This window comes from Agrobacterium albertimagni AOL15 (genome assembly GCF_000300855.1).
Taxonomy (GTDB): Bacteria; Pseudomonadota; Alphaproteobacteria; order Rhizobiales; family Rhizobiaceae; genus Allorhizobium; species Allorhizobium albertimagni.
This window is the reverse complement of sequence record NZ_ALJF01000003.1, coordinates 252,203-266,439: the sequence shown is the minus strand read 5'-3', so window position 1 is coordinate 266,439 and position 14,237 is coordinate 252,203. Positions and strand designations below refer to the sequence as shown.

The window sequence follows — 14,237 nt, the reverse complement described above, 5'->3', positions numbered from 1 at the left end:
TGATAAAATTGCTTATGCTCGATATAGCAGATTGCTATGAAGATCGATGAGCGCCATCTCGTCCAGCTTGCTGCCGTCGCCGAAACCGGTGGTGTCACGGAGGGTGCTGCCATGCTCGGCATGACCCAGCCGGCCGTCTCGCGAACCCTGTCCATGCTGGAGCGCAGGGTGGGCGAGCCACTCTTCACGCCCGGCAAGCGGCCGCTGCAACTCACGCCGCTCGGTCAGCAACTGGCCATCCAGGGCCGTTCCATCCTGGCCGCATCGCGCAAGGCGGTCGAGATCGTCAGAAGCTTTCAGTCCGGCACGGCAGGCCGGATCAAGGTGGGTGGCGTGCCGTTCTTCATGGATGCCGTGATCTCGCAGATGATCGCGAGCTTCCAGCTTCGCGAACGCGATATTCTCGTCGAGCAGTCCTACGGCAACCTGCCGGATCTGCTGACCGAGCTCGATTCCAGCCAGATCGATATGGCGATCACGCCGATCGGAAGCGCGGACCTGAAGAGCGATTTCGAGTTCCAGTCTATCCTGCCGGGGCGTAATGTGCTGACCTGTGCCGTGGGTCATCCATTGCTGCGCAAACGGCGGCTCAGCATCGAAGACATCATGACCTATCCCTGGGTCGCGCCCCTTCCCGGTTCACCGCTGGTTCTCGACCTGCACAATATTCTGATCATGCTCGGGATCAGCGAGCTACAGGTCCGCTATTCCGGCGGCTCGCTTCTCTCCGTCGTCAACTACATCGCCTCGACCGACGCGCTGGCGATCCTTCCGCATTCGGTGGTCTTTTCCTTCAAGGGTGAGAACAAGATCTCCATCGTGCCCGTCGATATCCCGCAGCCCGAGCGGACACTCGGCATCATCACCAAGCGCAAGACCTATCCGAACCCGGCCTGCCGCAAGTTTCAGGATCATATCGTCCGGGAATTCACCGACCTGAAGAAGGTCATCGAGCGTCACGAGAGATCGATCGTCTGGGGTGAGGGGCCGTTCCTGCCCGAACGTGATCGCTGAGATCAAAAAAATGATCCGGAGGCTGTAACGAAACGGATCCTGCACCGTCTAACCTGTGTGACCCTCAACGCGTCAGCGGAACCGTCAATGACAAGCACAGACCAAATGCCGGGCGCCGTAGCTGCTGGCTGGACAAAGCCTAAGCGCTTCGATCGCAACCTTGTCGTGATCGGTGCAGGGTCTGCCGGGCTCGTCTCTGCCTATATCGCCGCCGCCGCCAAGGCGAAGGTGACGCTCGTTGAAGCCAACAAGATGGGTGGCGATTGCCTGAACTTTGGCTGTGTTCCGTCCAAGGCTCTGATCAAGAGCGCCAAGGTGGCGCATCAGATGCGCCATGCGGATCGGTACGGCCTCGAAGCCGTCGAGCCCAAGGTTCCCTTCTCGGCCGTGATGGAACGGATTCACAAGGTCATTGCCGAGATCGAGCCGCATGACAGCGTCGAACGCTACACGGGTCTCGGCGTCGAGGTTCTCCAGGGCTATGCGAAGCTGATCGATCCGTGGACGGTGGAGATTGCGCTGAGTAGCGGCGGCACGCAGCGGCTGACGACACGTGCGATCATCATCGCAACCGGCGCGCAACCCTTCGTGCCTCCGATCCCGGGCCTGGCTGAAGTCGGTTATCTCACCTCCGACACCCTGTGGGAGCGGTTGCGCGATCGACCGGAGGTGCCGCGTCGTCTCGTCGTTCTCGGCGGTGGGCCGATCGGTTGTGAACTGGCACAGAGTTTCGCCCGGCTAGGCTCGCAGGTCGCTCAGATCGAGATGGCCCCGCGTGTGATGATGCGCGAGGATCCGGACGCAGCCGGCTTTGTCGAGGCGTCGCTGAAGGCCGATGGTGTGCAGGTACTGACTGGGCACAAAGCCGTGGCCTGCGGCACGGATGGCGACGAGAAGTGGATCGAGGTGGAGCATGCAGGTGGCCGAGACCGTATCGGCTTTGACGAGATCATCGTTGCCGTCGGGCGTGCGCCGCGCCTGAAGGGCTTCGGGCTCGAGGAACTCGGCATCAAGGTCGACCGTGTCGTGGAGACCAACGAGTATCTTCAGACGCTCTACCCGAATATCCTCGCCGCCGGTGACGTGGCCGGCCCTTATCAATTTACGCATGTTGCCGGGCATCAGGCCTGGTTTGCCGCGATCAATGCGCTGTTTGGTGACCTCAAGCGCTTCAAGGCCGATTATTCGGTCATCCCTTGGGCAACATTCACGGACCCGGAAGTGGCGCGGGTGGGCTTGTCCGAGGCCGAGGCGAAGGAAAAGAAGATCCCCTACGAGGTGACGCGCTTCGGTATCGATGATCTCGATCGGGCGATTGCCGACGGCTCCGCACATGGCTTCGTCAAGGTGCTGACCGTGCCGGGCAAGGACAAGATCCTGGGCGTCACCATCGTCGGCGAACATGCGGGTGATCTGCTCGCGGAATTCGTCTTCGCCATGAAGCATGGCCATGGGCTCGGAAAGATCCTCGGCACGATCCACATCTATCCGACACTGGCCGAAGCGAACAAGATGGTGGCCGGGCAGTGGCGGCGGGCGCATATCAACGGTTTTCTGCTTTCGCTGCTCGAGCGTTTCCAGACCTGGAGGCGTGGATGATCGATGCGAAGATCCTGCCCCTGCAAAAGGCGGCGCTCCAGCCAATCGCCGAGTTTCTTGGCAGGCGTGGTGTGCGGGCGGATCAGATCAGCGTTGTCGGTTTTATCGCCGGGCTTGGGGCCTTCGTGGCACTCTGCTTCGGATATTGGCTGGCAGCACTTCTGTTGATCCTCGCCAATCGCGGCTTTGATGGCCTCGACGGCGCGGTCGCCCGTATTCAGGGGCCGACGGATCGCGGTGCCTATCTCGATATCGCTTTCGACATGGTCTTCTACGCCTTGATCCCGCTTGGCTTTGCGATCGCCTCGCCTGAGGTGAACGCTCTACCGGCGGCCATCCTCATCGTCTCCTTTGTCGGCACGGGATCTTCCTTCCTTGCCTTTTCGGCGGTCGCAGCAAAGCTTGGCCGCAAGGCGCCGGAATTTCCGACTAAGGGCATCTATTATGCCGGCGGTCTGGCGGAGGGTTTCGAGACGATCGCCGTCTTCGTCGCCATGTGCCTTTTCCCCGAGAGCTTTGCACTGATCGCCTATGGCTTTGCCGCGCTTTGTGCGCTGACCACCGTCATCCGCTGGCGTCAGGGATGGGTCGCCTTTTCGGAGGGGTCACGATGAAGGCTCGACACGCCGTTTCAGCCGGCCGCATTCAAGCGGTCGAGTGCGTTGCGAACCGCCAGCCGGGCGCGATGCAGGAGCACGCGCATATTGCCTTCGCTGATGTGGAGCAATGCGCAGACCTCGCTGGGGTCCAGCTCTTGCTGGCCACGAAGAATGAGCACCGCCCGTTGCGTCGGCGGCAGAGTGTCGATCACCTCTTCGACGTGCTGCAGTACACTTCGACCCTCGATGTGACGTTCCGGGGTCAGGTTCTCCCAGAGTTCCGGGATCTGGCGCCAGTGGCCACGACCGTCAAAAGCGTCCGCCAGGCTGTCGCCACTGGCGTGATCGTCAATGAAGACTGTGCGTCCTTCGCGTCTGGCGCGGCTGCGCGCCTTGTTGATGAGTATGGTGTAGATCCAGCTTGCAAGCGAACTGCGTCCCTCGAACAGATCGATGCGACCGAGCACGGCGATCCAGGTGTCCTGAACGACCTCCTCGGCGAGGTGCCGGTGCTGAACAATACCGGTGCAGAAACGGATCATTGCTGCATTGTGGCGCCGATAGAGAACATCGAAAGCCGCAGCATCGCCATCCACCAGGCGCAAAACCAGAGCCTGATCATCCCCTTCGACCTGCGCCACGCCGCCCCTCACATCAATCCGGCGGTCATTAGCGAAACAATCATCTTTAAAGTCCAGCCGCATTCGCCCCCATCAAGTCATAGTGACCATGCCGTGTCTGTCGTGGCTGGAGATGCTGTCTTACAGCGCGCCGAGTGCTTTTCGGGAGATGTCCATGACTGATCGCAACGGGTCTCATCCCGGCCATCTTTCGCCGGATGCCAACGATACCGCCTCAACCATCACAACCCGCCGAAGCGCGATCTGGCGGTTTGCGCCGGTGGTCGTCGTCCTCGCTGGCCTTGCTCTTGGTTATGCCTTTGGCCTGCAGAACTATCTGAGCTTGGAGTTTCTTGCTGAGCAAAGGCAGGACCTGAGGGCCTATGTCGATAGCAATTTTCTCTGGTCGGCAATGCTGTTCCTCGGTCTTTACATCGCCGCTGTTGCCTTCTCCTTCCCGGCCGCTTCGGTGTTGACCATCTTCGGCGGCTTTCTGTTCGGCTGGATGATCGGCGGCGCGCTCGTGACTGTCGGTGCTACGATCGGCGCATCCATCCTGTTTCTTGCGACGCGATCGGCCTTCGGCAGTTTCCTTCGCCATCGCGTCGATGGTGTCGTGAAGAAGCTTGCCGACGGCTTCCGCGAAAACGCTTTCGGCTATCTGTTCGTTATCCGGTTGGCGCCGGTCTTTCCGTTCTTCGTGGTGAATATTGCCGCAGCTCTGTTCGACATCAGCCTTGGCCGTTTCATTGCGGCGACGTTCTTCGGCATCCTGCCCGGCACCTTTGCCTATGCCTATCTCGGGCAGGGCGTCGACAGCGTGCTTGTGGCCGCACAGCAGAGTGGCCAGGAAGCGAGGATCTCGGATCTCGTAACGCCCGAGATCACGCTCGCCTTTTTCGCGCTGGCGCTCGTCGCGCTGATCCCGACCGTGGTGCGGCAGATCCGCAAGCGAGGTGCTTCGCGATGAACAGTGAGATCACAGGGTTGGGGGAATCGTAAGCCATGTTTCGATGCAGCGAAGTCGCGGAGCGGGCGAGCCTTTTGATCGATGGCGAGCTGGGCTTGTGGCCACGACTAAATATCCGGCTGCATCTGGCGATGTGTCGCGGATGCCGGGCTTTCGTCGAGCAAATGCGGATAACCCGCGATCTTGCCGTATTGGCTGGGGCTGCTGAGGATCCGCTGCCGAGTGCCGAGATCCAGGCCGCGCTGGCCAAACGCCGGATCCAGTCTGGACGGCCATCATGAAATCCGTCGGACATCGAGAGCGTAGTTCTAAGAAATAAAGCTGAAATGCTGACATATGAGATCGTCAAATTGACGGAGAAGGGCACATCATGCGCTTGATGACAGGGATTTTCGCCGCAGGCTTCATCGCGGCCGCCAGCAGCCTTCCGGTGTTTGCTGCAGGCGCGGATCCGTCCGACTGGGCTGCCATCGAAAAGGCTGCCTCCGGCCAGACGGTTTATTTCAATGCCTGGGGCGGATCGGAGAACATCAACGCCTATCTCGAATGGGTCGGCGCTGAGATGCAGTCACGCTATGGCGTGACCGTCGTTCAGGTGAAGCTTGATGACACCGCGAATGCCGTCGCCAAGGTGATCGCCGAAAAAGCCGCCGGCAAGGACGCTGGCGGTTCCGTCGATCTCATCTGGATCAACGGCGAGAACTTCGTTTCGATGAAGCAGCAGGAGCTGCTTCTGACGCCGGGCTGGGCGACGTCCTTGCCGAACTGGCGTTATGTCGATGTCGAAAATCAGCCGACGATCCTCTCCGACTTCACCGAGCCGACGGAGGGGTTGGAAAGCCCCTGGGGCGGCGCGAAGATGGTCTTCTTCTATGACAGCGCCCGGACCGAGGCCTCGAGCCTGCCTGACAATGCAGCACAGCTGCTCGACTGGGCGAAGGCCAACCCCGGGCGCTTCTCCTACCCTGCTCCGCCTGACTTCATCGGGTCTTCCTTCCTCAAGCAGGTGCTGAGTGAAGTGATCGACGATCCGGGCAAGCTTGCAGCGCCGGTGAACGAGGCAAGCTTCGAAAGTGATGTCGAGCCGCTGTTTGCCTATCTTGACCAGCTTCATGATGTTGCATGGCGGTCGGGCAAGGCCTTTCCGCAAAACTATCCGGACATGAAGCAGAAGCTCGCCGATGGCGAACTTGACATCATCTTCGCCTTCAATCCGTCGGAAGCCTCGGCCGGCATCAAGGCGGGAGAGCTTCCCGACACGGTGCGATCCTTCACCTTCTCCGGTGGCACGCTCGGCAATACCCATTTCGTCGCGATTCCCTACAATGCGAATGCCAAGGAAGGCGCGCTGCTGACGGCGAATTTCCTGATTTCGCCGGAGGCGCAGCTGCGCAAGCAGGATCCGACCTATTGGGGTGACCCGACCGTCCTTTCGATGGCGAAGCTACCGGATGCCGATCGTTCTGCCTTCGCCGCACTCGATCTCGGCGTCGCGACGCTCTCGCCGGACAAACTCGGACCCGTGATCGCCGAGCCGCATGCCAGCTGGATGGAGCGGATCGAAGTCGAGTGGCGTCGACGCTATGCCAGCGGCAACTGAGCCGTGCAGGGAAGACTGAAGGCTCGCAGTTTGGTCGATCGAGTGGCCGCGTTTCTTCCCCGAAGCGCGGTCGCCGTCACGCTCGGCCTGTTGCTACTGCCGATCGCCTTCGGCCTTCTCGGCACACTCCTGCCGGCCTTCGGCTATCTGCCGGCGCTCGGCGGTGTGGCGCTCAGCCTCAATCCTTTCCGAGCCCTCTTTGCAACGCCGGGGCTTGTCCCCGCTGCCGTTCTCAGTTTGGTCACCGGACTTGTCGCCACCATCCTCTCGCTCGGTATAACCCTGTTGTTTGTCGCGGGCTTCGCCGGGACACCCGTTCTTGCGCGCATCCAGCACCTTATCTCACCGCTTCTCGCGGTGCCGCATGCTGCGGCTGCCTTCGGGCTCGCCTTCCTTATCGCGCCCTCCGGCTTTCTCATTCGGCTCGTGGCATCGCTTTTCGGGATAGAGCGTCCGCCCGACATTCTCATTCCGCATGATCCTTGGGGGCTTGCCATGATCGCCGGCCTCGTGATCAAGGAAACGCCCTTCCTGTTCCTGGTGACCTTGGCGGCTCTGCCGCAGGTCGACCTAGCGCCCGCCCGAAGGCTTGCGGCCTCTTTCGGCTATGGGCGGATTGCGGGCTTCGTTTATCTGCTCTGGCCGGCACTTTATCGGCAAATTCGTTTCGCTGTTTATGCCGTGATTGCCTACTCGTCCTCGGTCGTGGATGTCGCGGTTATCCTCGGTCCCAATCTGCCCGGCACGCTTGCCACGCGTCTCGTCCAGTGGATGAACGATCCTGACCTTTCCGTGCGGTTCCTCGCGTCGGCCGGTGCCGTCTTGCAGCTCGGCGTTACGCTGACCGCACTGCTTGCATGGTTCGGTCTGGAAAAGGTCAGCGCCATGGTGCGGAGAGCTCTCAGCGATCGGGGCTATCGTTTTTTGCATGACCTGACAGTTCGCAGGCTTGCGATGATCGCGGTTACCATCATCGGCGCAAGTGTGTTTGCGGGTCTTTTCCTTCTTGGGCTGTGGTCGCTTGCCGGCCTCTGGCAGTTTCCAGATCTCCTGCCGCGAGATTTCACCCTGCGCAGTTGGATGATCACGCTTCCGCGCATCGGTGACCCCCTGGTAACGACGCTGATCGCGGGGCTTGTCTCGACGCTGATTGCGGTCGTGCTGACGGTCGGCTGCCTCGAACGCGAAATGCAGACGGGACGACGGGGCGGGGACAGGAGCCTGCTGCTCCTCTATCTGCCGCTCATCGTGCCCCAGATCGCCTTCGTCTTCGGCCTTCAGCTGCTCTTCGTCGGTAGCGGCAGCGACAATCGGCTCGCCGCCCTCATCCTGGTGCATCTTGTGTTCGTTCTGCCTTACGTATTCCTGTCCCTTGCCGATCCGTGGCGGGCGCTCGATCGCCGTTATGAAATCATCGCCACCGCGCTCGGCCGCTCACGTCTCTCGGTGTTGATATCGATCCGCCTGCCGATGCTGATCCGCCCCATCCTGACCGCGCTTGCCGTCGGCTTTGCGGTCTCGGTTGGGCAATATCTGCCGACGCTTCTGATCGGGGAGGGACGGCTGACCACCATCACCACGGAGGCTGTTGCACTCGCATCCGGAAACAACCGCCGCGTTATCGGAGTTTACGCCCTGTTGCAGACCCTTCTCCCCTTCCTCGCCTTCGCGCTTGCCGCATTCTTGCCGGCTGTTCTTCATCGCAATCGCCGTGAGATGAGGGTGTGATGATGCCGCAAAGTCAGGCCGACACAGGCCTTCGCCTCTCCGACATCGTGATCCGCCTTAAAGACAATCTTTTGATAGCGCTCGATGCAGAGGTGCCTTCCGGCTCGGTCTTCACGGTCATGGGCCCTTCGGGGTCGGGGAAATCGACGCTGCTTTCCTTCATCGGCGGTTTTCTCGAGCCTGCCTTTCATGCGGAGGGTGCGGTCTCCGTTGGTGGTGTCGATCTCCTGGCGCTCGCGCCGGAGCAGCGACGGGCTGGTATCCTCTTCCAGGATCCGCTGCTCTTTCCGCATATGTCCGTCGGCGCCAATGTTGCCTTCGCCATTCCGGGGGAGGTTTCGGACCGGAAGGTCAGACGGCGCATGGCGGCCGACATCCTCCGCGAAATGGAGCTCGCAGGCTTCGAGGATCGCGATCCGGCGACGCTTTCAGGTGGCCAGAAGGCGCGCGTGGCGCTCGCCCGTGTGCTGGTCTCGCAGCCCCGCCTGCTGTTGCTCGACGAGCCCTTCTCGAAACTCGACATGGCTCTCCGCCACCAGATGCGCGCACTCGTCTTTGCCCGCGCCCGAAGCGCCGGTCTGCCTGTCATTCTCGTCACGCATGACGAGGCCGATGCGGAGGCGGCGGGCGGACCGGTGCATCGGCTCGGCGATCAGGAGAGCGATCATGGATGACGACGACGGTATCCACTCGGAGATCGTGCTGCTCGGCGGTGGCCATGCGCATGTCGAAGTGATCCGGCGGCTCGGTCATTCGGGTCTCGGGGCGAGAATGACACTCGTCTCCCCCGGCCGGTATGCGCCTTATTCCGGCATGCTCCCGGGCTACATTGCTGGCGTCTACAGCTTTGACGATTTTCATATCGATCTTGCTGCTTTGTGCTTGCGCTTCGGCGTCACCTTTCTCGAAACGTCGGCCACGCATATCGATCCCGAAGAACGGATCGTGCGCCTCGCAGAGGGCAGCTCTATCGGCTATCGCCTCCTTTCGGTCGATATCGGATCCACGCCGTCGCTGCCGCTGGGGATATCAGCCGGCATTTCCGTCAAGCCGATCTCAAGCTTCACCAATCGCCTCGGACGGCTCGATGCTCTCATCGCTGCGGGCGAGCGCGTGAGGCTCGCAGTCGTGGGGCAGGGGGTGGCGGGGGTTGAGGTGGCCTTTGCCCTGAAGCAGAGATTTGTCGGTCGGGATGTGCAGATCGCGCTGATCGGACGGTCTGCGGGGCCGGTGCCGGAGCGTAGTGTTCGAGCACGGCGACTGGTGGAAAAGGAACTTCGGGCGGCAGGGATCGCGCATCATCCGGCTTTTGACGTGGTCGGTTTTCAAGACGGCGAAGTCGTCGCGCGGGATGGCCGGAGGCTTGTCGCTCACGAAGTCATCTGGACGACCTCGAGCGGTTCACAAGAGTTCCTGCGCGAGAGCGGGCTTCTGCTCGATGCAGGAGGTTTCATCCGTGTCGACGAAAGCCTTCGCTCCCTATCGCACCCGGATATCTTCGCCGCCGGTGACGCGGCATCTCTGGCTGACCCACGTCCCAAGGCGGGTGTCTTTGCGGTCCGTCAGGGCCCAGTCCTCGCGGACAACATCCATCGCAGTCTGAAGGGGGAGGTGCTTCAAGCCTATCGCCCGCAGCGGTCCTGGTTGGTGCTGATATCGCTGCCGAACGGCCGGGCCATTGCCGACAAATGGGGATTGGCCGTTGTGGGGCGCTGGGTTGCCCGCTGGAAGGACCGGATCGACCGAGGTTTCATGCATCGCTACAAACAGGATATGTAATCGCGCTCCGTCAGCTGCAGGTGGGCTGTTCTGATCGTCAAAAAAGCCCCGCACACCGAAGTGCGCGAGGCAGGCCAGGGAGGCCTTGGGGAGTCGGGCTGGGATCAGAGGTCGCCGAGCAGTTCGTTGACACGGCTTTCTGCCGAAGCGAGCGCTTCGTCGACCGACTTGTCGCCGTTGACGGCAGCGCCGATTTCCTCGCCAATGATGTCCTGGATCGGGAACTGGCGCTGAACTTCAGCGGGCAGCGACCGGCCGGTGTCAGCAATCTTCGCGATGTTCTCGCGATGGGGCAGGGACTTGAACTCGTCCATGTCGAAGACTGCCTTGGAAGCCGGCAGGTGGCCGGTGCGGGCCCACTGGAAGTCGTTGTCCGACAGGAACTTGAAGAGCTTGCCGATCGCGTCCACCTGCTCTGGTGTGCGGTCCTTTTTCGGCATCACCCAGCTGTGGCCGTCTGCATAGGTGCTGTCTTGTGCCGGGAAGAGCTGCGGAACGGGATAGACTGTGTAACCGTTCGAGAGCGCCGTGCCTTCCTTCTCGGATTGGGCAACATAATCGCCGATCAGCCAAGTGCCGTTGACGGCGATCCCGCCCGCCCCGTTGGCGAAGCCGGAGACGGCGGCCGCATAGTCGAGACCGGTGGTGGAGATGCCTTCATCCTTGGTCGCCTTCATCAGCTCGACGGCGGCCTTGGCTTCCGGTGTGTTCAGCTTGATGGCAGTCGGATCGGAGAAGAAGTCGGAGTTCTGCTGCTGCAGCAGGGTGTAGAGAATGCGGGCATAGGAGGCCGTCTCGTTGGCCATGATCTGGATGAGATAGGGCTTGCCGGTTTTCTCGGTGAACTGCTTGCCCTGCGAAATCAGCTCTTCCGCCGATGTCGGCAGCATCGGGGTGCCGTCTGCATTGACGAGGCCTGCTTCCTTCATCAGGTTCAGGTTGACGTGGAAGAGCATGGTCCAGTTGTCGAAGGGCAGGCCGAACAGCTGGCCGTCCTTGGTGACGCCGTTGCGGCCGGCATCGGTGAAGTTCTCCGGCGACACGCCCTGAGCGGCCAGGACTTCGTCGATTGGCTCGATCAGGCCGCGGCTCTGGTAGTCGGAGATTGCCGAGTAATGCATGGAGACGACGTCGGGTGCTGCACCGGATGCGAGCTGTGCGTTCAGCTGGTCGTAGCCCGGCCATTCGACCGTGGTGATGTTGACGTCAATATCCGGATTATCGGCTTCGAACTTGTTGACGAGCGCGGTGATGATACCGCATTCGCCGACAGCGGCCGATACGTCGGTTACGTTGCCGTATTCCGCCTCGCAGGCGCCGAAGAAGCGTTGCAGCTCGATCGTCGTCTGCGCCTGCGCCGAGGCGCCGTAGCCCAGCGCAGCGATCGCGACGGTGGTCATCAGAATCTTTTTCATCGTGTCTCACTCCCTTGTGTCGGGCTCTTGGCCCTGTTGGACTAAAGCCGGCCGGCTCCTCTCCGGCCGGGTAGGCTTCACTTCACCGCACCGCCGGAGACGGCCGTGACGATGTGTTTCTGGAAGATCACGTAGACGATCAGAGCCGGAACGCTGGCGAAGACCGCCTGGGCCGCGAGAAAGCCCAGGCCCTCGCTCTGGGCAAAGTTGGATTGCGATGAAGCAAGCCCGACCGTCAGGGTGTACATTTCCTTCTTGGTCGCGGAGATCAGGGGCCACCAATAGTCGTTCCAGCCGCCGAGGAAGGTGAATATGCCGAGCGTGGCCTGTGCAGGCAGGGTCTGCGGCAGCATGACCTTCCAGAAGATCCGCCATTGCGAGGCATTGTCGAGCAAGGCCGCCTCGTCGATCTCCTTGGGGATCGCCCGGAAGAACTGCGTCATCAGGAAGACACCGAATGCGCCCGACAGGCCCGGCAGCATCAGGCCGATATAGGTGTTGTGCAGGCCGAACCAGTTGAACATCTGGTGGCGGGCGATGATGACCGCCTGTTCGGGCACTGCGAGGCCGAAGAGGACGATGATGAACAGCGTCCGCCGGAAGGGGAATTCGAGCCGTGCAAATCCGTAGCCAGCAAGCGACGACAGCACCAGAACCAGCAGGGTCTGACCGCTGGCCACGACGAGGCTGTTGAAGAACCAGCCGAAGACCTGCGAGGAATGCCAGATATTCAGGTAGTTGGCGACCGTGTAGGGCGCACGGAAAACCGAGTCCGTGCCGACCATCAGTTCCTGGTTGCTCTTGATCGACAGGCCGATCAGCCAGGCCACCGGCGCCATCATGACGACCGACAGGAGGGCTGCGCCCCAAAGCAACGGCCGGTAGGTCGTCAGCACTTCCGGCTTGTATGTGTCGTCTCGGGCGGTCATGCGCCGTCCTCCGTCTTGCGCGAGGACACGATGTATTGCGCCATCGCGGCCACGAGGATGATCAGGAAGAGGTATTGCGACGCTGCTGCCGCACGACCGACATCCCAGCGGACGAAACCGACCTCGTAGATATACATGACCAGCGGACGAGAGGATCCGTTCGGGCCGCCATTGGTCATCAGCTGCGCCTGTCCGAAAAGCTGGAACTGGAAGACGATCTGGATGATCGTGACCAGCATGATGGTGCGTGCGATCGACGGCAGGGTGATCCGTGTCAGGACCCGCCAGGGTCCGGCATTGTCGAGGGCGGCTGCTTCATAGAGATCCTTCGGGACCTGCTGCAGTGCTGCCAGAAAAAGCATCATCGGCAGGCCGACGCACCACCAGACGGTCGCGACACCGACGGCAAACAGCGACCAGCCCCTCGTCGAGATGAAGTTGATCTGGTCGATGCCCGCCTCCGTGAAGAGTACGGACAGCAAGCCATCTCCGGGGATGAAGACGAAGCGCCAGATCAGGGTCACGATCGTGACCGATAGCACCGAGGAGGAGAAGAAGAGACCTCTGAAGAAACTGGTGGTGCGCGTCGTCCTGTTGAGCGCGAGCGCCAGAAACAGGCCGAGGGCAACGAGTGTCGGCACGCTGACCAGCACGAAGACGATGGTATTGCGCAGGGCCTGCAGGAAGACGGCGTCGCCGGCGACCCGGAAGTAATTGGTCAGCCCGACGAAGCGCCCCGGACCGAACAGATCGACCTTGTGCAGGCTGAGCCACATGCCCCAGAAGAGGGGAAAAACGAGAAGGGCGAGGAAGACCAGCAGGTAAGGCAGGATGAAGAGCCCATGGCTCCACTGACTGCGGCGATAGCTCTCGGCCATGTCACTCCCCTTCCCGGCGATAGGCGCTGCCGTCGGCGCCGAAGAGGTGGAAGGCATTCGGATCGGCCGAGACCATGACCCGGTCTCCGGCCTTGATCAGGGAGCGGCCGTCTGCTTCCACAACAAGCTTGCTGCCATCGTCGAGGACGCCATAGACAAGGGTTCGATCGCCAAGACGCTCGACCACCTCGGCCGTCAGCGGTTCACCGGCGGTCCCGTCGGTCACCACGCGGATATCCTCGGCACGAATGCCGAGCGTGGCGCCCTCTGAACTGGAGCCAAGGGGCATGTGGAAGCCTGTTTCCACCGTTCCAAGGCCCGCCGTGCTCACGGCAAGGCCCGTCGCGCTTTTCTGCCAGGCGGTAACGGGCAGGAAGTTCATGGCAGGAGAGCCGATGAAGCTCGCAACGAACTTGCTCGCCGGACGCTGATAGACATCCATCGGCGTGCCGATCTGTTCGATCTTGCGGGCGTTCATGATGACGATCCGGTCGGCAAGCGTCATCGCTTCCACCTGGTCGTGGGTGACGAAGATCATCGTCGAGCCGAGGCGGTGGTGGAGTTGCGCAAGCTCAAGACGAGTGCGGCCACGCAAGGCAGCGTCGAGGTTCGACAATGGCTCGTCGAACAGGAATGCCTTGGGTTCCTTGACGATGGCGCGGCCGATGGCGACGCGTTGGCGCTGGCCGCCCGAGAGCTTTTGTGGCTTTCGGTCGAGCAGGTGGCCGATTTCAAGCGTCTCGGCGGCGGCGAGCACGCGGCTTTCGATCTCGCCCTTGGCCATGCCGATGTTTTCGAGCCCGAAGGACATGTTCTGCTTCACGGTCATATGCGGGTAGAGCGCATAAGACTGGAAGACCATGGCGACCCCGCGTTTGCCTGGCGGCCGGGTGTCGACGCGCTGTCCAGCCACCGAGATGGTGCCGCCTGTGACGTCTTCCAGGCCCGCGATCATGCGGAGCAGGGTCGACTTGCCGCAACCCGAAGGGCCTAGGAAGACCACGAATTCACCGGCCTCGATGGACAGCGAAATGTCCTCGAGCACGGTCAGTGCGCCGTAGCGCTTGGTGACGTTGTCAATTTCAATCGAAGCCGACATGGTTTCT

The 14,237-nt window shown here is 61.5% G+C and carries 14 protein-coding genes; 9 read left to right on the top strand and 5 right to left on the bottom strand.

Going from position 1 to position 14,237, the window contains the following annotated elements; genetic code table 11:
* Positions 1 to 36 precede the first annotated feature (36 nt).
* From QWE_RS04465 to QWE_RS04455, 3 genes are all read left to right on the top strand, one after another.
* Entirely contained in the window at positions 37 to 1,014 is a 978-nt protein-coding gene (locus QWE_RS04465) for a LysR family transcriptional regulator (protein ID WP_006724894.1), read from the top strand.
* An 87-nt stretch (positions 1,015 to 1,101) separates the two neighbouring features.
* Positions 1,102 to 2,613: a dihydrolipoyl dehydrogenase family protein gene (locus tag QWE_RS04460; RefSeq protein WP_100220842.1), complete on the top strand. Its 1,512-nt coding sequence runs from the start codon at positions 1,102 to 1,104 to the stop codon at positions 2,611 to 2,613.
* Complete coding sequence (locus QWE_RS04455; RefSeq protein ID WP_006724892.1) at positions 2,610 to 3,227, top strand: CDP-alcohol phosphatidyltransferase family protein; 618 nt, start codon at positions 2,610 to 2,612, stop codon at positions 3,225 to 3,227. The genes QWE_RS04460 and QWE_RS04455 overlap by 4 nt, the downstream gene beginning before the upstream one ends.
* Before the next feature lie 17 nt (positions 3,228 to 3,244).
* On the opposite strand, the gene QWE_RS04450 is transcribed toward QWE_RS04455, so the two are convergent.
* On the bottom strand, positions 3,245 to 3,853 hold the full coding sequence (locus QWE_RS04450) for an RNA polymerase sigma factor (protein ID WP_006724891.1): 609 nt from the start codon (positions 3,851 to 3,853) through the stop codon (positions 3,245 to 3,247).
* A 154-nt stretch (positions 3,854 to 4,007) separates the two neighbouring features.
* Between QWE_RS04450 and QWE_RS04445 the strand changes: the two genes are divergently transcribed.
* The 6 genes from QWE_RS04445 (at position 4,008) to QWE_RS04420 (ending at position 9,909) form a co-directional block, all read left to right on the top strand.
* Positions 4,008 to 4,802: a TVP38/TMEM64 family protein gene (locus tag QWE_RS04445; RefSeq protein WP_006724890.1), complete on the top strand. Its 795-nt coding sequence runs from the start codon at positions 4,008 to 4,010 to the stop codon at positions 4,800 to 4,802.
* Positions 4,803 to 4,837: 35 nt separating this feature from the next.
* Positions 4,838 to 5,083: a zf-HC2 domain-containing protein gene (locus QWE_RS25870; RefSeq protein WP_006724889.1), complete on the top strand. Its 246-nt coding sequence runs from the start codon at positions 4,838 to 4,840 to the stop codon at positions 5,081 to 5,083.
* A gap of 98 nt (positions 5,084 to 5,181) precedes the next feature.
* Positions 5,182 to 6,402, top strand: a complete 1,221-nt coding sequence (locus QWE_RS04435) for an ABC transporter substrate-binding protein (protein WP_040299529.1) — start codon at positions 5,182 to 5,184, stop codon at positions 6,400 to 6,402.
* A 42-nt stretch (positions 6,403 to 6,444) separates the two neighbouring features.
* Positions 6,445 to 8,130, top strand: a complete 1,686-nt coding sequence (locus tag QWE_RS04430; protein WP_040299449.1) for an ABC transporter permease — start codon at positions 6,445 to 6,447, stop codon at positions 8,128 to 8,130.
* Positions 8,130 to 8,804, top strand: a complete 675-nt coding sequence (locus QWE_RS04425; RefSeq protein WP_006724886.1) for an ATP-binding cassette domain-containing protein — start codon at positions 8,130 to 8,132, stop codon at positions 8,802 to 8,804. The genes QWE_RS04430 and QWE_RS04425 overlap by 1 nt, the downstream gene beginning before the upstream one ends.
* Positions 8,797 to 9,909, top strand: a complete 1,113-nt coding sequence (locus QWE_RS04420) for an FAD-dependent oxidoreductase (RefSeq protein ID WP_006724885.1) — start codon at positions 8,797 to 8,799, stop codon at positions 9,907 to 9,909. Before QWE_RS04425 ends, QWE_RS04420 begins: the two co-directional genes overlap by 8 nt.
* A 104-nt stretch (positions 9,910 to 10,013) precedes the next feature.
* Here QWE_RS04420 and QWE_RS04415 read toward each other — a convergent pair whose 3' ends face one another.
* The 4 genes from QWE_RS04415 to QWE_RS04400 form a co-directional block, all read right to left on the bottom strand.
* Positions 10,014 to 11,324 carry an extracellular solute-binding protein gene (locus QWE_RS04415; RefSeq protein ID WP_006724884.1) on the bottom strand — a complete coding sequence of 437 codons (1,311 nt, stop codon included), beginning with the start codon at positions 11,322 to 11,324 and terminating at the stop codon, positions 10,014 to 10,016.
* A 77-nt stretch (positions 11,325 to 11,401) separates the two neighbouring features.
* Positions 11,402 to 12,253, bottom strand: coding sequence for a carbohydrate ABC transporter permease (locus QWE_RS04410; RefSeq protein WP_006724883.1), 852 nt, complete (start codon positions 12,251 to 12,253; stop codon positions 11,402 to 11,404).
* A complete protein-coding gene (locus QWE_RS04405) occupies positions 12,250 to 13,131 on the bottom strand; it encodes a carbohydrate ABC transporter permease (protein ID WP_006724882.1) in 882 nt (293 codons plus the stop codon). Before QWE_RS04405 ends, QWE_RS04410 begins: the two co-directional genes overlap by 4 nt.
* Position 13,132: 1 nt before the next feature.
* Positions 13,133 to 14,230: an ABC transporter ATP-binding protein gene (locus QWE_RS04400; RefSeq protein ID WP_006724881.1), complete on the bottom strand. Its 1,098-nt coding sequence runs from the start codon at positions 14,228 to 14,230 to the stop codon at positions 13,133 to 13,135.
* Positions 14,231 to 14,237: the final 7 nt, after the last annotated feature.

Coding starts and splice junctions, on each gene's coding strand:
- QWE_RS04465 (WP_006724894.1), top strand. CDS start 37: ATGAAGATCGATGAGCGCCATCTCGTCCAGCTTGCTGCCGTCGCCGAA.
- QWE_RS04460 (WP_100220842.1), top strand. CDS start 1,102: ATGACAAGCACAGACCAAATGCCGGGCGCCGTAGCTGCTGGCTGGACA.
- QWE_RS04455 (WP_006724892.1), top strand. CDS start 2,610: ATGATCGATGCGAAGATCCTGCCCCTGCAAAAGGCGGCGCTCCAGCCA.
- QWE_RS04445 (WP_006724890.1), top strand. CDS start 4,008: ATGACTGATCGCAACGGGTCTCATCCCGGCCATCTTTCGCCGGATGCC.
- QWE_RS25870 (WP_006724889.1), top strand. CDS start 4,838: ATGTTTCGATGCAGCGAAGTCGCGGAGCGGGCGAGCCTTTTGATCGAT.
- QWE_RS04435 (WP_040299529.1), top strand. CDS start 5,182: ATGACAGGGATTTTCGCCGCAGGCTTCATCGCGGCCGCCAGCAGCCTT.
- QWE_RS04425 (WP_006724886.1), top strand. CDS start 8,130: ATGATGCCGCAAAGTCAGGCCGACACAGGCCTTCGCCTCTCCGACATC.
- QWE_RS04420 (WP_006724885.1), top strand. CDS start 8,797: ATGGATGACGACGACGGTATCCACTCGGAGATCGTGCTGCTCGGCGGT.
- QWE_RS04415 (WP_006724884.1), bottom strand. CDS start 11,324: ATGAAAAAGATTCTGATGACCACCGTCGCGATCGCTGCGCTGGGCTAC.
- QWE_RS04410 (WP_006724883.1), bottom strand. CDS start 12,253: ATGACCGCCCGAGACGACACATACAAGCCGGAAGTGCTGACGACCTAC.
- QWE_RS04405 (WP_006724882.1), bottom strand. CDS start 13,131: ATGGCCGAGAGCTATCGCCGCAGTCAGTGGAGCCATGGGCTCTTCATC.
- QWE_RS04400 (WP_006724881.1), bottom strand. CDS start 14,230: ATGTCGGCTTCGATTGAAATTGACAACGTCACCAAGCGCTACGGCGCA.